Consider the following 21,049-nt stretch of genomic DNA (forward strand, 5'->3'; position numbering starts at 1 on the left):
GAGTTCAATTAAGTTCTCTGGCTTAAAAAAAGCTCTCAAGCGTGCCCTGAACACTCCGGCCTTTCAGCGCATCTTCAGTATACCCGAAGTAGCCCAGTATCCTCAAGGCGGTAGGTATCAGCTGTTTATCGACGTAGTAGTCAGCGTCGATCTCGTACGTCCGGTCTTTTGCGTAGAGCTTGTTGTCCTTGAACTGGTGGAACATGTCCACCGGATAAGCGCGCTCGCTCAGAGTACCTGTGCCTTTGACTATCACGTAACTGATCTTGTTGCCGATCTCTGCGGCCATGTCCATTTCCATGGCTCTCTCGGCCGCTTTTACGTGGGCCTGGGCGCTCTCGTACCGGGCGACGCTCTTGGTCAGGGTCTTGTGGATGACCAGAGCGTCCAGAGGTACCTTGCCGGACTTGACTTTCAGGACTGTATCCTTGACGAACTTCGCAGCCTTGTCAGGATTCTCCTCCTCCAGAATGATCCTGATGACTTCCGACTGGAGTTCTTTGGCTATCTCACACCAGTCGCCCCGGCGGACTTCCAGGCCCCGGACGACGATTTCGCCTCGCTCGGTCAGGCCGGCATAGCGTTTCTTGGACTCGGTGAAGAAGATGATTTTATACACGTTGTCTACATCCATGTCCAGCGGCAGCTCTGCCTTGACCCGCTGGATGAACTGGCGGACGATGTCCATGAGTAGCTTCTTACCTTTCAGCTCCACGAAGAGCGAATCTGTATCGCCGTAGAGCACCTGCAGTCCCATATCTAACGCGATGTCGTTGGCTTTCTTGATGAAGTACCGGCCCCACGCGGACGTGGCTTCTGCACATTCCCTGCGGTACCACTTGGCCTGAGCCCAGCCCGTATAACCGTAGAAAGCGTTGGTCAGGATCTTGATCGACTTCTGTCTGAGATCGAGCATGCGGTATTCATTGCTCTTCCTGTCAAGCTGCGCAAGCCGCTTTTTTAGACTGCTTCTATGGGTAACCAGGTTCTTCAGAATCGTAGTAAAGAAGCCTTCCGGCTGCTTCTTGAACCGGTAGCCTACCTCTGGTGCCGGGTCAGAACAGTCCTTATCATCGGCCCCGCATACTGTATCCGGCGAGATGTTATAGGCGATCATGATCGACGGGTACATGGCTGAAAAGTCCAGCGCCGCCACATTTTTATGCAGGCCTTTGACCGGCTCGAAGACGAAGCCGCCTGCATAGGTCTCTACTTCTCCTGCTCTCGACGGGATCAGCTCGCCATGCTCGTAAGCGATGTAGGCCAGGTAGGCTTCAACCTGCCGGCCCCGGCCCATCTTGGACACGTTGTCCAGAGGCTCGTGGACCATGCGAGTGAACTCGTACTGTAACGGGAGCAGCTCTATTGCCAGGCCGTATGTGCTAACGACATCGTCCCTGCTGTAAGCGATCAAGTCTTTGCGCCTTTCCTTGTCGAGCCAGTACTCGTAAACCTCGACCGCGGATAAGTTGACTCGTTCGTCCTTCTTCATCACTCCGAGGTATTCGGCTACGTTATCCAGCGTCTTGATCTTGACACCGTCGACGTCCCTGGCTGCAACCTGGTAGAGATCGACGTTCAGCCGGCCTATGAGCTTGACCTTCTTCTGTAGTCCGCCCCTGCCGTGCATGGGCGTGGTACCGTCCCTGGAGACGGGCAGCTTGATCTTGTGATGCTTGGCCCGCTCGATAATGTATGGCCAGTCGAAAGAGTCCTGGTTGTAGCCCACGATGATGTCCGGGTCGGCTTCGTCGATGAAGCCGACGAAGTCTTTGATGATCTGCTTGTCGTCCTGGTCCGAGGCTTCAAGTATCCTGACCTCATCTCCCGTGCTGATCGAGATCAAAACGATAGGGTCTTCTTTAGGATTTGGCATACCCCGGGGGTTGAACATCTCGCAGTCGAAGGCCATGATCTTTACCGGCGGCTCTCCTTCTCTGACCAGAGCTTTGGGCTGTTCGCATTGCAGACCTGTGTCGACGTAGTCTACCTCAACTGGCTCGCCATCCGCCTCTATACCGCCCATTGGTATCAGTCGTTTATCAATGATGTAGCGTACCCCGAACAGAATATCCGCTTCTCTTACGTCACCGTAGCGTTTGGCAATCTCTCTGAGATAAGGTACGTCCCGCGGGAGGCGGGTAAACAGCCGGTAAGCCTTAACCGGTATCCCGAAGTTCTTCCGATCAACAATATCAACCCTGACAGGCCTGATGATCTCCCCGCCGACTTCGTCTGAGATGTTTTCGAGGGCGGAGATAGGCACGTCACCATAAGGTACTACGTAAAAGTATGGCTCGAAAGTCCTGTCGAAGAGTACCGCGCTGCGCCCCTCGTCGTCTATGCACCACATGCGGATGACCGGCCGATCGTTTTCGACCGTATAGTCTACGTCCAGGAGCCAGCCGTGAAATTTCATTAAAAGAGAATTCTACCGAAAACGTTTAAAAGCTTCTGCGGACATTGAAAGTATTCTTACAATGAATATTTATAAGTCGTAGGACATATTCCCGTAAACCTACTGAAAATAGCGGTGAGGCTGTGTACAAGAAAATATTGATCCCCGTATCCCGCACGACCAACATGAAGTACATCATGGAGTTCGTCAACCATTTCCTGCAAGAAGACGGTAAGATCACGTTCCTCCACGTCACAGTCTCAAACGCGATCCCCATCTCTCCGGGCGAATGGAGGAGGGCCTTGAACGCCATCTCCACGACGCACATGCTCAAGGCCGAAGGGGGGATGGAAGTTTACTATGCTGTCAAGAACTCGGCCTCGATCGTAAAGGGTATTCTGGACGAAGTCAAGTCGGAAAACTACGACCTGATCCTTTTCGCCAACTCCACTTACCGGCGGCATTTAAACCACCTGTTCGGCAACAAGATCGATGAAGTGATCTGTAACTCGCCAATCGAGACCGCCGTGATCAGCTACAGGGACGACATGCCCCTGAAATACGAGCGCATTCTGGTCCCTACCTCAGGCTACAAGCATGCCCTCAGAGCGGCAAAGATGGCGGAGCTCCTGTCGAAGAAGTACGGCAGCGAGATCACCGTCATGTACGTCGGCAGCCAGAAGGAAAATCCGAAAGAAGTCGTCAACCCGATCGCTATGGACCTTAAAGAGAACGGCATGAAGCACCGCACCATCTTCCGTACAGGACCGGTTGTCGAAACCATACTGGCCGAAGCGGAAAAAAACTACGACCTGATCGCCATAGGAGCAACGGAGCGGCAGCAGCCCTACAACTTCATCACGGGGTCCACAGCCGATCGGCTAATCAAGAAATCGCCATGTCCGGTGCTGATGGTTAAAACGATTGGCTCCAATCAGTGACTGCGTTTTAAGCTATTTTTACACGAACAGCAGCACCACAATCAGCGATACTATGAACAGCAGCGTCGAGACGACGACCGCGCCTGATGCCAGAGTTTTATCAGCCTTGTACTGCTCTGCTATGACTGCGTTTGTCACCCCGACAGGCGTCGCCGCTTCGAGCAGGGACGTCCTGTAGATCGTACCGTTCACGCCCGAGACGATGCCCATGAGGATGACGATGGCTGGCATAACCGCGAGTTTTAGTATGCTTATCGCTCCCAGCGCTTTCCAGTTTTCCCGGAAGCCGCTGCCCGAGATCATAGCTCCTGTTGCCAGCAATGCCAGTGGCGACGTACTGAAGGTTATCCACTCCATGGGCAGCCTGACGAGATCCGGAATGGCGACGAAGGACAGCGCCAGCCCCAGCACAGTTGCCCATATGATGGGCAGCTTCAACAGGCCGGTCAGCATCTTTTTCAAGCCAGCTCCGGCGTCCTGACTGGCGTGATCGTCCGACTTTTCCCGGGTATAATGCCGGAAGAGATACGCGCCGAAAGTAAAAACGATAACCGTGTAAAACGTGGAAATGAAGGCGGTCAGCCCGAGGGACTCTATGCCCTGCACGCTGGCGTTCAGGGGAAAGCCAATGTAGCCGGTGTTCCCGAAAAAGGCGCAGGTGACGACGACCGGAATCGCCAGCCTGTCGAGCTTCAGCATGTAGGCGGCTGCCAGGGCCAGGACAACGATCAGGGCCATGGGTAGCAGGTTCAACAGATATATCGAAGGGTCGAACAGCAGCCTCTTATCCGTATCGTGCAGGCTCAGGAAAGTGATAACAGTGATGCCGATGTAGTAGACGTAGTCATTGACGAGCCTGACCAGCCATTCAGGAAAAATCCCCACGGCCTTCAGCAGCCACCCGATAAGCATCAGCCCGAAGATGGGCACGACTACGTCGATAAAGCTCATCGAGATCAAATGCTCGAAGTTGTTATAAAAAGATTATCGGTAGAAACTTGTGGAGCCTTCGGCTCCCGATCCAGAGTAAAGAGACATTCAACCTTCGAGAGCGCAGGCAAATATTATATAAATATAATATAAGATAATGATCGTGAGCCTTTCTACAAAGGAGAAAATTGGTCCGGTGCTCTTGCTATTACTTCTGCTCCTGCCCGGAATAGCTGCCTGTGGCTGTTTCGGAGACAGCCCGAACAGTCTCGAGGCTTCGACGCCGGCAGTGCAGCCAACCGGTGGAGTCAGCCCTACGACAGGCCAGGTACTAGCACCTGCTCCCGGGATGACTGCGACCCCAACACCTGCTCCGGCCATCCCCGGGCCTGTCGTGATCAGGACTGACACCGGCTACGTTCTTACAGATGCTCCCGGCGCAGAGGATATAGTGCAGGTACAACTTAAGGCAGGTAAAGCAAACTTTCACCTCAGGCTACCGGATTATGCTATCGGAGACAGCTACACGCTCACTTTAACCAATGCTGAAGGGCCGTTCTCTTATCGCTCCACACATGAGTTCAGCGGCGTCAGCGGAGCCGGGGACATCAGTATCGTTAAGACTATTCCCCGGGATGGCACGTACGAGGTTAGTATAGCTTATGGCTCTGGCTGGAAAATTGAAATTACTCAGTAACTGATTTCCCATTAAACTTTTATCGTTTCAAAGCCTGTTACTCAACTAATGTCATTTAATGTCATACCGGCGATCGACCTGAAGGGCGGCAAGTGCGTCCAGCTTGTCCAGGGGGTGCCGGGCACGGAAATGGTTTCCATCGACGATGCGGTGGAAGTGGCGGCCGGCTGGGTAGGCCAGGGAGCTAAGACCCTGCACATCATCGACCTTGACGGGGCGTTCAGCGGCAGCAGGAAGAACGCTTACATCATGGAAGATATAGTATCCAAGTTCGACGTCGATGTCCAGGTCGGCGGGGGCATCAGGGACTACGAGACAGCGAAATACCTGCTGGGCTTAGGTATCGACCGGGTGATCCTCGGCACTGCAGCGATTAAGAACCCGGACTTAGTCAGGCAGCTGGCGGACGAGTTCGGCAGCGAGTCGGTGATGGTGTCGCTGGACTCCAAACACGGAGAAGTCGTGATCGAGGGCTGGACGGAATCTTCGGGCCAGAGCCCGAACGAGCTGGGCCAGTTCTTTTCGCAGATCGGGGCCGGCAGCATACTTTACACCAACGTCGACGTCGAAGGCCTTCTGAAGGGCGTCAACGAAGACCCGGTAAGGTCGCTGGTCAACAGCGTTACCATTCCGGTCATCGCCTCCGGCGGCGTTACTACGATCGACGACCTCGTCAAGATCAAAAACACCGGCGCTGCTGGCGTAGTTGTGGGGTCGGCACTATACAAAGGTTTATTTACGTTAAGAGAAGCAATAGATAAAGTATCATGAGATCGGCCACCGTGCACCGCCAGACTAAAGAGACGGACATCACTATCGAGATCAACCTCGACGGGAAGGGCATCTCGACTATCGACACGGGCATCGGCTTTTTAGACCACATGCTCGCCTCGTTCGCCAAACACGGGCTGGTAGACCTGATGGTCAAAGCCAGGGGCGATCTCAAAGTCGACGACCACCACACCGTAGAAGACATAGGCATTTCCCTCGGGGAAGCTTACAAGGATGCGCTCAAAGACAAAGCAGGCATCGAGCGGTTCGGCCACGCGCTGGTTCCCATGGACGAGGCGCTGGCAGTCGTCGCAGTAGATATCAGCGGCAGAGGCTACTCGGTCTTTAAGGCAGATTTCAAACACCCGATGATCGGAGAATACTCGACTGCCATGACCCGGCATTTTATAGACTCCTTCGCCAGGTCGGCCGGCATTACCATCAACGTGAAGATCGAGGGCGAAGACGACCACCACATGGTGGAAGCGATGTTTAAGGCACTCGGTATTGCCCTGTCGATGGCAACGGCCAAAAATGAAAAGCGGGGTATGCCCAGTACAAAGGGCGTCCTTTAGGCTCTGGCCCTATCGTCACTAATTTTTCGCCACTCCAGAGACATCGTGGACAGCCGCACAGGCTAAACAAGCCAAGTTTTCGGCCAACGTCAGCCGCGTTGCCATTATCAGTCAACCTGTTCCTGCACCAAGTTTTTATATCGTTAGGCCATACAACCTTACGAGGTATCTTATGCCGGCCAACATGTTCGTCGTTTCGCTGAACGATTTCACAGACCAGATATGTTTTGCACTGGCGAACATGGGATTATCCGACTATACCTTGAATCTTCTAACAGCGGTTTCTATTGTACTGCTATCAGTAATTCTGGCACTTTTTACCAGGCTGGTCCTTAACCGTCTTGCGCCCCGGCTCGTTGCAATGACCAGAGCAAAGCTGGACGACGAGATTGTCGCAGCCTTTAACCGGCCCGTACAGGTGTTTATCCTCGCCGCAGGCACGTATGCTGCACTGAAGCTGCTGCGCGGGCTGCCAGAGATTATTGCAGGTAACCTGGACGCGATTTATCTGACCGTAGTGATCATGATTGCCGCTTACCAGCTGGCAAAGATTGCAGACCTGCTGCTGTGCTGGTATGAGCAAAAAACCGGCACGCAGGACAGCTCGGGTTTGAACACGTCCATGATCTCGTTCGCCCGGAAGTCTGTTAACATCATCATCTACGGCCTGGCGATCGTCACGGTGCTCGCTCAGCTGAACGTCGAGATCACGCCGCTGCTTGCCAGCCTGGGCGTCGCAGGCATCGCAGTAGCCCTCGCTGCTCAGGCACTCCTGTCAAACGTTTTCGGGGCAGTAGCCATCCTGACAGACAGGCCGTATAAAGTCGGAGACCGGATCGAGCTGTCCAGCGGAGAATACGGGGACGTCATCGACATCGGGCTCCGCAGCACGAGAATCCGAACGCTGGACAACCGGATTGTCATCGTGCCTAACGCGGACATTTCGAGCTCCCACATCTACAATTACTCCGAGCCGAACCAGAACCTCCGGTACACGATAAAAATTGGCATATCCTATACCTCGGACGTGGAAAAAGCATCGAATATCCTGGTGGACATAGCATCTGATTTAAGGGGTGCGCTAAAAGACCCTGCGCCCGTCGTTTATGTAGAAGGCTTTGGAGACTACTCCATCAAACTGGTAATGCTTGTGTGGGGAGAAAATTTCCGCAGGGACTGGGACTTACCCGACAGGATTTACCGGCAGGCAATCAAGCGCTTTCCGGAAGAAGGCATCGAAATCCCTTATCCGATAACCTCGATACGCTATCCAGTGGCTGGCACCAGCCAGTATTCCAGTGATCAATGAAATACAATTAACTATATTTTTATAAGTAGAATATTTCTAAGATACTATGCCAATATATCATATACATTTATAAAATCTAATTTTCATACCCGCAATTAGCACTATTTCGGAATAATAACCCAAATTAATAGCCATTCTATTTTCATATTGTTGACCGGTTGTACGATAAAGTATATGATAGCTCAGACAAATGCTTTTTTAGCAACCATTTGAAACTGAAAAACACTAAAGAGAAAGGAGTGATTCTATGGGAAAATTATCTTTAAAACAGATCGAGATCGCCAGAATTCTGGACTGCAGTGACATGGTAAGCCAGTGGAACGACTGGAAATGGCAGATGAAAAACGCCATTCGGGACATCCCCACGTTCGAGAGAGTGACAGGCGCCGAGTTTTCCAAAACTGAGAGAGAAGCTCTTGAGAAAACGATCGAAAAGTTCCCGATGAGTATTACCCCATACTATCTCTCGCTTATAAATTGCAGCGACGTAAAAAACGATCCGGTTTTCAAACAGTGTTTCCCTTCGCCATCCGAACTGATTGTAGAAAAATGCGACATGGAAGACCCGCTGGCAGAAGACCGCGACAGCCCTGTAGAAGGCATTACCCACAGGTACCCTGACAGAGTGCTGTTTTTAATCAGCAACGTATGTGCAATGTATTGCCGCCATTGCACCAGAAAGAGAAAGGTCGGCAATATCGATTTCATACCGGATAAAAACAGGATAAACCAGGGCCTGGACTATATCCGGAATAATACCCAGATACGAGACGTACTGCTGTCGGGCGGAGACCCGCTCATGCTGCCGGACGAATACCTCGACTGGATCCTCTCAGAGCTCCGGAGCATACCTCACGTAGAGGTTATCCGCATCGGAACAAGAGTACCCGTAGTCCTACCATACCGGATCACCGACAGCCTTGCCGCCATTCTGAAGAAGCATCACCCAATCTGGGTCAACACTCACTTTAATCACCCTAAAGAGCTCTCACCGCAGTCCCGGGAAGCCTTGAGAAAGCTGGCAGACGCAGGTATACCCTTAGGTAACCAGTCCGTCCTGCTGGCCGGTGTCAACGACTGCCCGCAAATCATGAAAAGGCTCGTTCAAAAGCTCGTCCAGAACCGCGTTCGCCCCTATTATCTGTTCCAGTGCGACCTCTCCGAAGGCCTGGCGCATTTCCGCACCTCGGTCTCCAAAGGTATCGAGATCATGGAAAATCTCATTGGTCACACTACCGGCTTTGCAGTACCTACCTACGTCGTCGATGCACCGGGAGGCGGAGGCAAGATACCTCTGATGCCCAATTACCTGATCTCCTGCTCGACCAACAAAGTCATCCTGAGAAATTACCAGGGAGTCATCACCACGTATACAGAGCCTGATTCTTACAAAGCCGAGAGATGCGAGGGTAACTGTGGGGATTGTAAGCTTGATCATGAGTTCGACGACCCTTCCGAAGCCGCTACCACAGGCATAGCGAGACTCTTGTCAGACGTAGACGACACGATCTCTATTACTCCTAAAACAACCGGTTACGCAGGGAGGAAATGCGATGTCTGACACTATCGCCCGGATAGGAGATACCATCGTGCAGCAGGGCAGGCACAACGATCGGATATACGTTATGAAGCTTGCTATGCACGACGTGCCCGGTATTATCGATAGGCTAAAAGAGATTGCCCTGGAAAACGGGTACTCAAAGATCTTCATCAAAGCTCCCGAATCGGGGCTTAACCACTTTAAGACCAAAGGCTATACCATCGAAGCAGTAATCCCGGGATTCTACAGAGGTAAAGAAGATGGTTACTTCCTTGCCCGGTATCTGAAGGACAGCCGGAAAAAAGAGCCTAAAAAAGACCAGCTTCAGCAGGTACTTAAAAAAGCGGTAATCCTTGCAGGCTTCCGCAGACCTATCTCGCTTGAGCCTGACCTGTCGTTCCGCATCGCCGGCAAAGACGATGCGGGCGAGCTGGCGAAGTTGTACAAGCAAGTATTTGCCACGTACCCTTTTCCCATATTCGACGAAGCGTACCTGAAGAAAACCATGGAGGAGAATATCAGGTACTTCTGCGTAAGCTGCAAGGACACGATTATCGCAGCCTCGTCCGCAGAGATGGACAGGGAGATGAAAAATGTGGAGATGACCGACTTCGCCACCCACCCGGATTACAGGGGTAAGAAAATATCCGGGTATCTCCTGCACAGGATGGAGGAAGACATGCTAAAAGAGGGCATGAAAATCTCTTACACTATCGCCAGGGCATTTTCGTATCCGATCAACACGGTCTTCTCCCGGGCAGGCTATACATACAGCGGCACGCTTGTGAACAACACCAACATTTGCGGCTCCTTCGAGAGCATGAACGTTTGGTATAAGCCATTAGTAAAGAAGACCCTGTAAGCTTATAGACCACATTTTTCTTTTTGACCAATATCTTAATCTAATTTAAGAGCCTCTGGTCAGAGTACGGCATTTCCACAGGTCTCTTTAAGCCTTGCTGCCGTGCCTGATAAAAATGTTCAACCCAGCTTCACTTCCCAGGATCATCAGCCGCGTTAAAAATGCTCCGTCCGCGAGCCAGACCACTGCTAAGATACTTCTTGTACTGATCATGGTAGTATGGGGCGGCTCGTTTATCGCGTCAAAAGTCGGCCTCGACGGAATGTATCCGATAGAACTGGCTACGCTTCGCTTCGCCATCGCCACTCCGGTTTTACTGCTGATCACCGTCGCCCTCTGCGGCTGGAGATCGCTGATCGTGCAGAAGAAGGATTTCTGGGTCCTGTTTATCATGGCCATGACAGGCATCACCTTACAGTACATCACCCAGCTTGTCGCTATGACCTACACGACGGTGACCAACACTGCACTGCTCATCAACATGGGCACATTCTTCGTCATCATTCCCTCCATATTCCTGCTGAAGGAGAAGTTCAGCTCTGATAACCTGCTAGGCGTCGGCATCGCATTCGCGGGCTTAGTACTGGTAGCGACCAACGGAAAGCTGGAGTTTGCCCCTCACCTGATCGGCGACGGCATCATCCTGATATCTGCGGCGCTGTGGGCGGTCTATATCTTGATCGGTAACAAGCTGGCTGGCAAATACTCCGTGCTCACCCAGCTCAACTACATCTTCGTCATAGGCTTTATCGGGCTGCTGCCCTTCTACTTCCTCACTCCCCGCCACGACATAGCGCAGTTCTCCCCGGTATCCTGGGTTTCGTTACTCTACCTGGCGATCTTCTGCTCGATCATCTGCTATTTCTTCTTCAACGACGCGATCATCAAGATCGGGCCCTCCAAATCGGCCATCTACCAGTACCTCGAGCCGGTGTTTGCCATCATCTTCGCCATCGTCCTGCTCGGCGAGCCTTTGACGGTCTTCATAGCAGCGGGAGCGCTGCTGGCCATCATCGGGATTGCCATGGCGGACAACAACCTCAAGATCATCGGCAGGTTCAGGAAAAAACCGGTGGAGACCCCTGTGGAAGTCCAGCAGGTCCGCCACCAGCAACCTTAAGCCGTTGAATTACGTTTAGCGGTGATCATATGGCTGGCGAAAACCCGCAGCAAAACCATACGCTCATCCTGATAGGGCTATTCATCATCAACGTATTCTGGGGCGGATCGTTCATCGCCAACGCGATAGCCCTGAAGAGCATGGGCCCTATCGAGATCGCTGCCCTGCGGTTCTTTATCGCTGCGCCGCTGCTGGCAATAGTTACGCTGGCATGGAAAGGAAAGGGCATATTCAAGATAGACCTGAAGGACATGGGAGTCCTTATCATTATGGCCCTTACCGGAGTCACCCTGCAATATGTCATTCAGGTCACAGCCCAGAACTATACAACAGCGATTAACGCTTCGCTGTTGATCAACACGTCAGTCTTCTTCATCATGTTCCTCAGCGCCATCTTTCTCGCCGAAAAGCTGAGCATCCACAAAGTTTTGGGAGCAGCCATAGGCTTCGGAGGCGTGGCATTACTGGTCTCCGGAGGCAACCTTTCACTCGATGTCGGGCCGCACATGATCGGAGACGGCATGATCTTGGTATGCGCTCTCCTGTGGTCGGTATATTCAATCTACGGGAAAAAGATCGCCACAAAATATCACCCGCTGACCGTGCTGAACTACCTGTTCATCCTCGGCACCATAGGCATCATCCCCTTCTACCTCTTAACCCCGCACCAGAACCCTGCCAGCCTGCCGCTCGCAGCCATCGGAGCAATCGTCTTCCTGTCCATCTTCTGCTCAATCATCGCCTATCTCATATACAACATAGCCCTCGAAAAAATGGACGCATCCCGGGTGGCGCTCTTCATTTACCTGGTGCCGCTCTCCACGATTGTACTCGCCTGGCTCATCCTCGGCGAAAGCATGACCCTACCCTCCATCCTCGGAGGCATAGCCGTCTGCGCCGGGATGTACATCGCCGAGCGAAGATAGGATAGTTCAATGAGACATATTGAACCACGGCGGCACGGCGACACAAAGACAAGGCGATCCGCTACAAGCCAATGGTTAATAAAACCACGGCGGCACGGCGACACGGAGACATTCGTGAACCGGTAAAAATGAACTCTTTTTATGTCCACGGCGACACAAAGACAGAGCATTAACCAAAAGCTTACTATCCAAACGTTTCAGCCTGACTTTCGATCAATAGCCTGAAGGAAGGAAAAATGGTTGTCTCCATGCCGTCAGCCTGCCGTGCCGCCGTGAAACAATAAAAAAATGGAGCCCTACTATTCGGGTACGGTTGTCTCTGTGTCGCTGTGCCGCCGTGGTTTAAATAACCCTTCTACCATCGTTTCTCGCATTGTCCCCGTGCCGCCGTGCCGCCGTGGTAAGAACATCTGCTCCGCAGTTGTCGGGATAAGGAGCCGTGCCGCCGTGGTAAGAACATTAGATTTTGCTATCATTTCTCTAATTGTCTCTATGTCGCCGAGATAAAAAATTAGATTTTAAGTTCTGGTTTAAAAAAAGTTAAGCGTCTCGCCCGAGGTCGAACGCTTTTAGGTTGACGTTGACGGTCTTGGGCGGGACGGACTTAGCGATGACTTCTTTGAGCGTATCCGGTTTTAGCGGCATGTACTTTGATACTGCGCCGATCATGGCAACGTTTAACGCCTGGGCTGCGCCGGCCTTTTTGGCGATCTCGGTGTAGTTTGCAGCCTTCACATTGGGGGTCACATTTTCCATGATCTCGATGATCTGGTCGAGCTCAGGGTACGGTATCTTCTGGGAGTACACGGTCACCGGGACGATCTGCTGGGTGTTGATGACGGCTACGCCATCCTGCTTGATGTACCTGGCGAAGCGCAGCGCTTCCAGAGGTTCCATGCTCATGAGGCAGTCAGCGCCACCGGCAGGTATTAAGCTGCCATATTTGCACCCTATGCGGACGTGGTTTTCAACCGCGCCGCCACGCTGGGCCATGCCGTGCGTTTCGGAGGCGGTTACCGGCAGGCCTTCGGCTACTGCGGCCTTGCCGATGATGTCGGAAGCGAGGATGGCGCCCTGGCCTCCTACGCCTACGATGACTAAATCGAAGGTTTTCGTCGTGGCCATGTTAATCACTCCTGATCTTGATCGCTCCGAACTGGCACAAATCTGCACAGACACCGCAGCCGGCGCACATCTCGTTGGAGACTGCTTTGCCGTCCTTGAACTCCATCGCCGGGCAGCCGAATTTGACGCACCGGCGGCAGCCTTCACAAAGCTCCGGCACGACTTCGTAGCGTTTGCGCTTGATACCGTCCCGCTTTGCGGTGATAATACAGGGCTGGCGGGCGATGACAACTTTGACGCCTTCGGTGGCGTAAGCTTTCTTAAACGCCGCTTTCGTCGTCTCCATATCAAAGGGATCGACGGTCTGGAGGTATTTGACACCGCAGGCTTTCACGATCGCTTCCAGCGAGACTTCATCGGACGGAGCGCCCGTGATGGTGTGGCCGATGCCCGGGTGGGGCTGGTGGCCGGTCATCGCAGTGGTCCGGTTATCGAGGATAACGACGGTAATGTTCGCCTTGTTATAGACCGCGTTGATCAGGCCTTGAATACCCGTGTGCAGGAAGGTTGAATCGCCGATAGTGCAGGCGACGTGATTGTTGATGCCTGAAATGCTCAGCCCGGACGCAATGGTGATGCTGGCGCCCATACACAGGCACGTGTCTACAGCGCCCATCTGGGTGCCCAGAGTGTAGCAGCCGATGTCGCTGGCGAAGATCGAGTCCTCCTTGAACACGCTCTTCAGGGCGTAGAAGGTAGCCCGGTGGGCGCAGCCCGGACACAAAGCCGGAGGCCGCTGGGGCAGCTCTACGCAGATCTGGGGTACGGGGGGAGTGCACACAGGCAGCGATAAGGTGCTGTTGATGATATTCTTGATGCAGAGCAGATCGAACTCGCCTTCGTGGGGGACTTCTCCGGTCAGCTTGCCCATGACGTTTTTAGCGTACATGCGGGTCTGCTCTTCGACGATCGGCATCAGCTCTTCGAGCACGAGAACTTTTTCTACCCCGGCGGCCAGCCTGATGAGTAGCTCGGGATCGATGGGGTACGCGCCGATTTTCAGGTAAGATACAGGCATGTCGAGGCTGGCAAGGACTTCTTCGACGTAGACGCTGGCGACGCCCGAAGCGATGATACCGAGCTTTGCACCCGGCTTAAGGATCAGCTTGTTCCACGGAGACGAGGCAAGCTCCTTCGCCATGACTTCCTGCTTTGCGTTGAGCTTTTTGAGCAGGGCCCTGGTATGCCTGGGCAGTACGACAAACCGCTCCATGTTCTTAACGAACTTTTTCTCCCTGCGCTCGGAAGGAAGCTCACCCAGGGTCACGTCGGACTTACCGTGAGATACCCGGGTCGTCGGCCTGAGGATAACTGGTATCTGGTGCTTCTCGGAAAACTCGTACGCGAAGCCGATCATCGCCTTGGCTTCCTGCGGGGACGCCGGATCAAAGCATGGCACTTTTGCAAACCGGGCATACATACGGGTATCCTGCTCGTTCTGGGACGAGTGGCAGAACGGGTCGTCTGCAGAAAGCAAGATTAAGCCGCCGACGACGCCTGTGTGAGATAAAGTCATGAAGGGGTCGGCAGCCACGTTCAGCCCGACGTGCTTCATCGTGCATACCGATCTCGCACCAGCCCACGATGCTCCGATCGCTACTTCCAGAGCTACTTTTTCGTTGACCGACCACTCGATGTGAAATTTCCGCTCTCCGGCAGAGGGGGCCAGTGTGGTGAGAATCTCAGAGGAGGGGGTTCCCGGGTAGCCCGTGGCTACATCGATCCCCGCTTCGAGGAGACCGCGGGCGATCGCCTCGTTGCCCAGTAAAAATTCTTTGCTTGACATCTTACCTCATTTTCTACAATACCCTAAAGTATAAATATCTAGCAGAACCCTGCGGGGCAGTTTTCTGCAGAAACAGAAAACCGCGAGGCAGAGATCTGTACAAGCCGGATTCACCGGAGCGGCCTCTATCAGGAAACTTTATATAGCCCATGTTTAATTAATCGTTAAATATGGGTGTTGTGGAAACGGTAGTGGAGCTCTTATACTATCTGGCTCTCATTTTGGGCTCGGTGATGATACTGGCCATAATCGTATCGGTCGTCATCACGGTAATTGTAGCATTACTTCTTGCGTATTCGTTTAAAACGGGCAATGTGCTATTTCCGAACCTGATGATCTCAGGGTTGATGTTCTTCGACAGCCCGGTCAAAACCATTTTCCGCACATTCGGAGTAGGCGAAGGCAAGATCGACAGGATCGGCATTAACCTGAAGAACAGGGCGATATGTCCGGCGTTTCGCAAGACACCCTTCAACAGAAGGGCTATTTTTGTCCCCCAGTGCCTGCGGTCAGTCCGCTGCCCTGCGGCGCTGTCCCCGGAAGGTATCATGTGCAAGGATTGCGGAGCCTGCAATATTTCCGAAGCCAGAAAAAAAGCTCAAACGCTTGGCTATAAGTTTTTCATCGTGCCTGGCTCGAGCTTTATCGTCCGCATGATCAGGCAGTACCAGCCAGAAGCGATCATAGGGGTAGGCTGCCTCTGCGAAGTACGGGAAGGGCTGGACATGATGCACCGCAGCAAGATTCCCGCAATGGGCGTCATAATGGACAGGGCGGGCTGCGTTTCTACGACCTTAAACTGGGATAAGCTGTACGATGTCATGAGCCTCAGCGAAGTACCCCTTGATGGGGGTAATAAGCAGGAAACCACAGGTACAGACACATCTGCAGAGAAATCTACTACTCCTCAGTAAAAAAGAGTACGAGTACTCTCATTTTTTCAGCCGCCAGAATTATAAAATTACCATAGTACTGACCTGGTTATACATATTTCTGGAAATATAGAACAAATATTTCCACCTAAAATTGTAGCTGGCCGACAGTGATATAAAATTTTTTATTGGAGATAGTCGAACAGAAAAATATTCCACTTCAATGCCAGTTTCCTTGAAAAATGTAATATTATTTAATTGTTTTAGAACTCCTGACTCAAAAGCAAAAAAATATATGCGAGTAGTGATCTAAGAAAGCTTACGTTTATTTCAAGTTTAGCTCAAGGTTGAAAAAAATGAGAGAAGCAGAAATTATTGTACTTGATGAGAAAGATGATGAGTATGTCAGGCTGCTGGAAAATTTCGGGCTCAGCAGATCTATGGCAAAGATCATCATCTGTCTTGCACTTCACCAGGAATGTACCAGCAGGCAGATCGAGATCATCACTGGAATCAAGTCTTCGACGGTGAGCATAATTCTAAAAAAGCTGCGGGAAGATAAGATCGTGGCAGGCACTAAAAAGGCCGAAAAGGACGTCGACAGGGAAATCATGCACTACCGGCTGTCCGGCTCTATGGATCACATCCTCGCGATTCTCGAAGAGCGGAAACGGAAGGAAACAACCCAGTACATCGAGAAGATCAAGAAGATCAAGAGCAAGCTGAAATAAGCAGGCAATCTTTATATTTTAGCGGGTTATAAAGTATTTGACTGGAGAATTTGCATGGTCCTGGGAGCTATACTTAGCGCAATTTTCGGTGCCATAGTCGGCTATATCGCAGGATGGATCGTCGAGCTGTTCCCGAATTTTAACAGCGTTCTCACCGGGGGCATAGAGATGCTGACCGGCATCGACGTCACGGGAAAAACCAGGCTGCTGTTTACGGGCCTGGGATTTCTGCTGGGAGTGCTGGCCGGGGTCGTGCAGATCATCGCCAGCAATAAAAAACATTAATCTGAGAGCCCGAGTATATTTTTTAGCCTTTTCATCGCCTCGATATCCCGGGGCGTTCCGCACTTCCCGACCAGGATATCGTCTTCGTGTATCCTTTGCCTGCCTTCATCACCAAGGAAGTGCAGGCGGGTACCTATGATAGTGGCATCGATGACGGAGGCGAATCCCCGGCTGAAACGTGGTACTGTAGTTTTCACGACTTCCCTCCGGATTTCCGTGAGCTTTACCACACCATCAACGTCTGCCCTGAAGTAAGCCCATGCATACGCGTCCTTGATTACGGGTGGCAGGTCCTGCTGCGGAACGTAAAAGCTACTTCCCAGATCTTCGAAGGCCGCGGTGACGAAAATCAAAGGATCTGTGACTATGTTGGCCACCAGGTGTCCGGTCTCCTTGACGTTAGCGAACGTGCGGGTGCCGGGGTACATCCTGATAAAGAGGCTTTCCCCGCGCTTCACGATTCCCATCGGCGCAGCGTTCGGCGTTCCCTCAGCCGATAAGGTCGTCACGATCGTCTCTGTGATGCCTTCCTGGAAGATCTCATCAGCCATATTGTTACACCCTCATTCCCCGTAACAGAGCAATAAAGATGCCAGCGATAATGATGTCGGCAGTTGATCCCGGGTTGATCTTTTCCCGGTAGAGGCGGTTAGACAGCTCGTTGAGCGTCATTCTGCGCTCCTGTACGTCGATCGCCAGGCCCTGGACGTAGATTGCCTTTGCCATGTCATATTTCTTCGAGATGAAGGTATCCGGCTCGTCGGCCAGCAGATCGAGGTACGTCAGGACGACCGCATCGTTGAGGGTGCCGGTGAGCCGGCGTTCGGCGATGAGCTCGGCCGCTTTGAAGGACCGGGAGAAGCCGTTGGTCCATTCCCTGGCCACCATGTCATTTTTGGATGACATCTCCATGATACCGAACAGGGTCAGCCCCCGCTGCCGGATCTCTTCCAGGGACTTCTCGTCGGCGACGTCCAGCTCTTCGGAGCCTTTCATCTTCACCTGGACTTTACCAAACGCCCTGTAAAACTGTACAGCATCATCTACTGTTGTCTCCCTGGCGATATTGATCGCCATATTCTGCAGATCATGGAAGTCAGACGTAGCTGCCTTGATCAGCGGGAACAGCAGGATATAGGCGCCGAAATGCGTGTTGCCGCCGGGCTGCCAGGAAGTGCTTTCCTCGCATGCATCGAGGATCAGCTGTCCGATACCATCGTTGCGGGAGGCGCGTTCCAGCACTGGGTATACGCCGATAGCTGCGGCGATGAAATCCTCGTACTTGGTATCTGAGTAGTCGTGGTCCCTGTCGATGTTACCGGGCTTGGGAGTGCCCGAGACCTCGAGGGCCATGGCCAGCACCGCGCACCGGGCGATAAAAGAAGGGGTCAGCAGGCGTTCCATGTTACGTGACAACCCGGTCTTTGTCGATGTTTTTCATGATCTCGTCGGCCAGCTTTTTCTTAAGCCCGACGTATTCTTTCATATCCAGGGCTTTTTCTTCCATCGAGCCGTCTCTCAGGTAGCAGTGCTTGTTGAACTTGCAGCACCACACCATGCTTCCGAAACACGTCATGCTGCCCCCTTCGAGCTTCGTGGCCTTGCCGAAGCCCATCTTGATCCTGGCGAAAGTATCCGGGGACAGGTTCGCCCTGCGGAGAGCCATGTGAATGGGGCAGTCCTTGACCGGTGGACAGCACCAGGTAAGGCCTCTGAGATCGCCACCCCTGCAGATGTGCGAAGGAGCGTTGTACCAGCCGGACATGCGCTGCTGATCTTCAGTGTAGGTGACCAGGCTCTTGATGATCTTCGGGTTTTCCATGACCGGCCTGGCCAGCGAGATCATATCGCAGCCGGCAGAATATGCAGCCTGTGCAGTTTCATAGCGGGTGATCGAATTGTTGCCTATGATGAAGAGCCCGGTGCCGTCCCGGAGTTTCTTGATGAGGTTCACGTTCGGGCCTCTGGAGCCCATCGTATCGATGTGGACGATGTCGAGCCCCGCCTTTTCCAGCAGGCGCAGCAGTGGCAGCTCGTCGACGATGCCGGCCCGCATCTTCAGCGACAGCACAACTCCCGTCTTTTTCAGCTCAGCCACCATCCGGGACAGCCCTACCCGGTCCTTGAGCAGGACCTCCCCGACGCCGATAGCGGCCATCTCTTCCTGCCTGCAGTGAGCGTTCAGCTCCATCATGGCACCATAGCTTTTTGCCAGTTCGGCGGCTGCGATAAGAGGCTCCAGGCTGGCAGCCCTCACGTTGATCCCGATGGCAACCCCTTTGCCGGAGACTTTTTTAAGGTCGGCCTCGATCAGCTCGAGCGGCCTCTCCGCGATAAACTCTTTCCTGCCCCTTTTCGCCATCTCGCCTGATGCAGCCATGGTCGCCGTATCAAGGCTGTAGCCGCCAAGGATGTACAGCCCTGCATCCGTGCAGCTGTCGAAGAAAGCGCCGTCGGTGATGCCCGCCATAGACGCCACGGCCACCGGATTTTTAAACCGGACGTAGCCAACAGTAAGATCAAAGAGATCGGTCATGTGAAAACACCAGATAATGCAAAAAAATGGCTATATTTTGAAATGTACTTTTTGGTCGAATTTAAGATCCATGCTGTTAAGCAGGTTCCTGTATAGAAGTTAATGCTTTTCGGCCACGGAACTATCGGTGAAGATCGACAGCAGGTGCTTCCGGCCGTTGATCATTACTACGTCAAACGAAGTCTTGCCTTCGGGGTAACTTCCGTCTTTCGCGCGGAACCGGACCTTGGCATTGATGATCCGGCCATATCTGGAGAGCTGCTCAACCAGGATAGCCCGATCCTCAGAGGAGATAATATCTAGCTCTGTAGAAGTTTTTCCGATGAGTTCTTCCCCGGTATACCCGAACACCTCGGAAAAACGCCGGTTTATGTCAACAAACCGGCCCTCATCGAGGGTTGTTATTCCCATTGGCAGAGGATTGTATCTGAAAGCCTGGGAAAACTTATCTTCGCTTTCACGGAGCGCCTGCTCAACCAGCACCTTGTTAGTTATATCCTGAGCAGTGCCGAAAATACGCACGATATTACCCTGCTCATCGCGGATAAACTCAACTTCATCATGCAGGTAGTGTAATTCACCATCCGGCCGAATAATCCGGAAATCGAAGTTAGTAGACTGCATGTCCCGGGTAACCCCTTTAAATATCCTTGCCAGAACCTCCCGGTCTTCAGGGATTATGTAAGATACTATCTGGACTAACTTAAATTCCGATTCTACTGATTCAATCCCAAATAGCTTCTTCGACTGGTCGGACAGCCAGAGGGTATCAGTTACCAGATCCCAGTCCCAGTTACCCATATGAGCCATAGTGAGCGCTTTAGCCAGCTTTGACTCGCTGGCCCGGAAGGCTTCCATAGCCCGGTACTCCTCCGTGGTATCCCTGAAGACGAAGACTACGCCATCGATCTGTCGCTTGCTATTGAAGATCGGGGATAAGGTGCAGTTTACCTGGCACCTGGCACCTGTCCGGCTGATCATTGTCATCATACTTTTAGAGGAGCAGGCGACACCAGTTTCCATGACCTTAGCGATCGGGCACTCGACTTTATTGCCGGTTTCCGTATCGATGATATGAACGATATCGTGAATGTTTTTGCCCTGGGCTTCGGCCACCTTCCACCCAGTAATGGCCTCAACTGCGGAGTTCATGTAGGTGATAAGTAACTGCGAGTTAGTGGAAATCACAGCATCGCTGATACTGTCTAAGGTAGTTTCCAGCAGGTGCCTCGTTTCGTTCAGCTCTGCGTCCATCTTATGCTTGTATAGTGCCATTTCGATGGTCGTCCTCATCTCCCGCTCGTCGAACGGCTTCAGGATGTAGCCGAACGGGCCGGTGAGCTTGGACTTCTGCAGGGTAGTATAGTCCGAGTTTGCGGTCATGTAGACAATAGGAATGTTATGAAGCGCTTTGATCTGGCTTGCGGCCTCGATGCCATCGATCTTACCCTTGAGGCCGATATCCATCAGTACGATATCCGGGCAGTCAGAGCTTACTTTCTTGATAGCTTCTTCTCCGTAAGCAGTCGTGCCAGCGATCTCGTAGCCGAGATTGATCAGACGGTTCTTAATGTCGAGCTGAACGATCGCTTCATCTTCAACGACCAGAACTTTCTCTTTCACCAATATCCCCGATACCCGCTGG

Annotated in this window: 20 protein-coding genes; 12 read left to right on the forward strand and 8 right to left on the reverse strand. The window is 52.6% G+C overall.

Annotated features, from left to right (window positions below; all coding sequences use genetic code 11):
• Positions 1-22 precede the first annotated feature (22 nt).
• Positions 23-2,419, reverse strand: coding sequence for a DNA-directed DNA polymerase (locus ACPLPM_RS11310; protein WP_424356878.1), 2,397 nt, complete (start codon positions 2,417-2,419; stop codon positions 23-25).
• A 122-nt stretch (positions 2,420-2,541) separates the two neighbouring features.
• On the opposite strand from ACPLPM_RS11310, the gene ACPLPM_RS11315 reads away from it, so the two are divergent.
• On the forward strand, positions 2,542-3,339 hold the full coding sequence (locus ACPLPM_RS11315; RefSeq protein ID WP_424356879.1) for a universal stress protein: 798 nt from the start codon (positions 2,542-2,544) through the stop codon (positions 3,337-3,339).
• Between the two features lie 18 nt (positions 3,340-3,357).
• Here ACPLPM_RS11315 and ACPLPM_RS11320 read toward each other — a convergent pair whose 3' ends face one another.
• A complete protein-coding gene (locus ACPLPM_RS11320; protein ID WP_424356880.1) occupies positions 3,358-4,290 on the reverse strand; it encodes an AEC family transporter in 933 nt (310 codons plus the stop codon).
• A 142-nt stretch (positions 4,291-4,432) separates the two neighbouring features.
• Here ACPLPM_RS11320 and ACPLPM_RS11325 point away from each other — a divergent pair, with 142 nt between their 5' ends.
• From ACPLPM_RS11325 to ACPLPM_RS11360, 8 genes are all read left to right on the forward strand, one after another.
• Positions 4,433-4,966, forward strand: a complete 534-nt coding sequence (locus ACPLPM_RS11325; protein ID WP_424356881.1) for a hypothetical protein — start codon at positions 4,433-4,435, stop codon at positions 4,964-4,966.
• 48 nt (positions 4,967-5,014) lie between these two features.
• Positions 5,015-5,737: a 1-(5-phosphoribosyl)-5-[(5-phosphoribosylamino)methylideneamino]imidazole-4-carboxamide isomerase gene (gene hisA, locus ACPLPM_RS11330; RefSeq protein ID WP_424356882.1), complete on the forward strand. Its 723-nt coding sequence runs from the start codon at positions 5,015-5,017 to the stop codon at positions 5,735-5,737.
• On the forward strand, positions 5,734-6,312 hold the full coding sequence (gene hisB, locus ACPLPM_RS11335; protein ID WP_424356883.1) for an imidazoleglycerol-phosphate dehydratase HisB: 579 nt from the start codon (positions 5,734-5,736) through the stop codon (positions 6,310-6,312). The genes hisA and hisB overlap by 4 nt, the downstream gene beginning before the upstream one ends.
• Positions 6,313-6,484: 172 nt before the next feature.
• On the forward strand, positions 6,485-7,621 hold the full coding sequence (locus ACPLPM_RS11340; protein ID WP_424356884.1) for a mechanosensitive ion channel family protein: 1,137 nt from the start codon (positions 6,485-6,487) through the stop codon (positions 7,619-7,621).
• 247 nt (positions 7,622-7,868) lie between these two features.
• Complete coding sequence (gene ablA / locus ACPLPM_RS11345; RefSeq protein ID WP_424356885.1) at positions 7,869-9,182, forward strand: lysine 2,3-aminomutase; 1,314 nt, start codon at positions 7,869-7,871, stop codon at positions 9,180-9,182.
• Positions 9,175-10,023: a putative beta-lysine N-acetyltransferase gene (ablB, locus tag ACPLPM_RS11350; protein WP_424356886.1), complete on the forward strand. Its 849-nt coding sequence runs from the start codon at positions 9,175-9,177 to the stop codon at positions 10,021-10,023. The genes ablA and ablB overlap by 8 nt, the downstream gene beginning before the upstream one ends.
• 115 nt (positions 10,024-10,138) lie before the next feature.
• Complete coding sequence (locus tag ACPLPM_RS11355; protein ID WP_424356887.1) at positions 10,139-11,143, forward strand: DMT family transporter; 1,005 nt, start codon at positions 10,139-10,141, stop codon at positions 11,141-11,143.
• Positions 11,144-11,172: 29 nt separating this feature from the next.
• Positions 11,173-12,069 (forward strand): DMT family transporter, encoded by an 897-nt coding sequence (locus ACPLPM_RS11360; RefSeq protein WP_424356888.1) that lies wholly within the window; start codon positions 11,173-11,175, stop codon positions 12,067-12,069.
• 540 nt (positions 12,070-12,609) lie between these two features.
• On the opposite strand, the gene ACPLPM_RS11365 is transcribed toward ACPLPM_RS11360, so the two are convergent.
• Together ACPLPM_RS11365 and iorA are read right to left on the reverse strand one after the other, a co-directional pair.
• Positions 12,610-13,194 carry an indolepyruvate oxidoreductase subunit beta gene (locus ACPLPM_RS11365; protein WP_424356889.1) on the reverse strand — a complete coding sequence of 195 codons (585 nt, stop codon included), beginning with the start codon at positions 13,192-13,194 and terminating at the stop codon, positions 12,610-12,612.
• Between the two features lies 1 nt (position 13,195).
• Complete coding sequence (gene iorA / locus ACPLPM_RS11370) at positions 13,196-14,980, reverse strand: indolepyruvate ferredoxin oxidoreductase subunit alpha (RefSeq protein ID WP_424356891.1); 1,785 nt, start codon at positions 14,978-14,980, stop codon at positions 13,196-13,198.
• A gap of 170 nt (positions 14,981-15,150) precedes the next feature.
• On the opposite strand from iorA, the gene ACPLPM_RS11375 reads away from it, so the two are divergent.
• The 3 genes from ACPLPM_RS11375 to ACPLPM_RS11385 all read left to right on the forward strand — a co-directional run bounded on the left by ACPLPM_RS11375 (position 15,151) and on the right by ACPLPM_RS11385 (position 16,868).
• Positions 15,151-15,894 carry a DUF116 domain-containing protein gene (locus ACPLPM_RS11375; RefSeq protein ID WP_424356892.1) on the forward strand — a complete coding sequence of 248 codons (744 nt, stop codon included), beginning with the start codon at positions 15,151-15,153 and terminating at the stop codon, positions 15,892-15,894.
• Between the two features lie 314 nt (positions 15,895-16,208).
• The gene (locus tag ACPLPM_RS11380; RefSeq protein WP_424356893.1) at positions 16,209-16,583 is read left to right on the forward strand and encodes a hypothetical protein; all 375 of its coding nucleotides are present in this window, start codon (positions 16,209-16,211) and stop codon (positions 16,581-16,583) included.
• Positions 16,584-16,637: 54 nt separating this feature from the next.
• Positions 16,638-16,868, forward strand: a complete 231-nt coding sequence (locus ACPLPM_RS11385) for a hypothetical protein (protein ID WP_424356894.1) — start codon at positions 16,638-16,640, stop codon at positions 16,866-16,868.
• Here ACPLPM_RS11385 and ACPLPM_RS11390 read toward each other — a convergent pair.
• The 4 genes from ACPLPM_RS11390 to ACPLPM_RS11405 all read right to left on the reverse strand — a co-directional run bounded on the left by ACPLPM_RS11390 (position 16,865) and on the right by ACPLPM_RS11405 (position 21,027).
• The gene (locus ACPLPM_RS11390; RefSeq protein WP_424356895.1) at positions 16,865-17,419 is read right to left on the reverse strand and encodes a DUF447 domain-containing protein; all 555 of its coding nucleotides are present in this window, start codon (positions 17,417-17,419) and stop codon (positions 16,865-16,867) included. The two genes, ACPLPM_RS11385 and ACPLPM_RS11390, sit on opposite strands and share 4 nt — an antisense overlap.
• A 4-nt stretch (positions 17,420-17,423) precedes the next feature.
• On the reverse strand, positions 17,424-18,272 hold the full coding sequence (locus tag ACPLPM_RS11395) for a triphosphoribosyl-dephospho-CoA synthase (RefSeq protein ID WP_424356896.1): 849 nt from the start codon (positions 18,270-18,272) through the stop codon (positions 17,424-17,426).
• Position 18,273: 1 nt separating this feature from the next.
• Positions 18,274-19,404, reverse strand: a complete 1,131-nt coding sequence (locus ACPLPM_RS11400; RefSeq protein WP_424356897.1) for a methanogenesis marker 9 domain-containing protein — start codon at positions 19,402-19,404, stop codon at positions 18,274-18,276.
• A 99-nt stretch (positions 19,405-19,503) separates the two neighbouring features.
• Positions 19,504-21,027 (reverse strand): PAS domain S-box protein, encoded by a 1,524-nt coding sequence (locus ACPLPM_RS11405; protein ID WP_424356898.1) that lies wholly within the window; start codon positions 21,025-21,027, stop codon positions 19,504-19,506.
• Between the last annotated feature and the right edge of the window lie 22 nt (positions 21,028-21,049).

The sequence above is a fragment of the Methanocella sp. MCL-LM genome (assembly GCF_049676595.1).
Classification (GTDB): domain Archaea; phylum Halobacteriota; class Methanocellia; order Methanocellales; family Methanocellaceae; genus Methanocella_A.

What these genes read in the sequence shown, in the direction of transcription:
- ACPLPM_RS11385 (WP_424356894.1), top strand. Translation starts at nt 16,638, where the DNA reads ATGGTCCTGGGAGCTATACTTAGCGCAATTTTCGGTGCCATAGTCGGC.
- ACPLPM_RS11395 (WP_424356896.1), bottom strand. Translation starts at nt 18,272, where the DNA reads ATGGAACGCCTGCTGACCCCTTCTTTTATCGCCCGGTGCGCGGTGCTG.
- ablA (WP_424356885.1), top strand. Translation starts at nt 7,869, where the DNA reads ATGGGAAAATTATCTTTAAAACAGATCGAGATCGCCAGAATTCTGGAC.
- ablB (WP_424356886.1), top strand. Translation starts at nt 9,175, where the DNA reads ATGTCTGACACTATCGCCCGGATAGGAGATACCATCGTGCAGCAGGGC.
- hisA (WP_424356882.1), top strand. Translation starts at nt 5,015, where the DNA reads ATGTCATTTAATGTCATACCGGCGATCGACCTGAAGGGCGGCAAGTGC.
- ACPLPM_RS11340 (WP_424356884.1), top strand. Translation starts at nt 6,485, where the DNA reads ATGCCGGCCAACATGTTCGTCGTTTCGCTGAACGATTTCACAGACCAG.
- ACPLPM_RS11380 (WP_424356893.1), top strand. Translation starts at nt 16,209, where the DNA reads ATGAGAGAAGCAGAAATTATTGTACTTGATGAGAAAGATGATGAGTAT.
- ACPLPM_RS11310 (WP_424356878.1), bottom strand. Translation starts at nt 2,419, where the DNA reads ATGAAATTTCACGGCTGGCTCCTGGACGTAGACTATACGGTCGAAAAC.
- iorA (WP_424356891.1), bottom strand. Translation starts at nt 14,980, where the DNA reads ATGTCAAGCAAAGAATTTTTACTGGGCAACGAGGCGATCGCCCGCGGT.
- ACPLPM_RS11375 (WP_424356892.1), top strand. Translation starts at nt 15,151, where the DNA reads ATGGGTGTTGTGGAAACGGTAGTGGAGCTCTTATACTATCTGGCTCTC.
- ACPLPM_RS11390 (WP_424356895.1), bottom strand. Translation starts at nt 17,419, where the DNA reads ATGGCTGATGAGATCTTCCAGGAAGGCATCACAGAGACGATCGTGACG.
- ACPLPM_RS11365 (WP_424356889.1), bottom strand. Translation starts at nt 13,194, where the DNA reads ATGGCCACGACGAAAACCTTCGATTTAGTCATCGTAGGCGTAGGAGGC.
- ACPLPM_RS11360 (WP_424356888.1), top strand. Translation starts at nt 11,173, where the DNA reads ATGGCTGGCGAAAACCCGCAGCAAAACCATACGCTCATCCTGATAGGG.
- hisB (WP_424356883.1), top strand. Translation starts at nt 5,734, where the DNA reads ATGAGATCGGCCACCGTGCACCGCCAGACTAAAGAGACGGACATCACT.
- ACPLPM_RS11320 (WP_424356880.1), bottom strand. Translation starts at nt 4,290, where the DNA reads ATGAGCTTTATCGACGTAGTCGTGCCCATCTTCGGGCTGATGCTTATC.
- ACPLPM_RS11400 (WP_424356897.1), bottom strand. Translation starts at nt 19,404, where the DNA reads ATGACCGATCTCTTTGATCTTACTGTTGGCTACGTCCGGTTTAAAAAT.
- ACPLPM_RS11355 (WP_424356887.1), top strand. Translation starts at nt 10,139, where the DNA reads ATGTTCAACCCAGCTTCACTTCCCAGGATCATCAGCCGCGTTAAAAAT.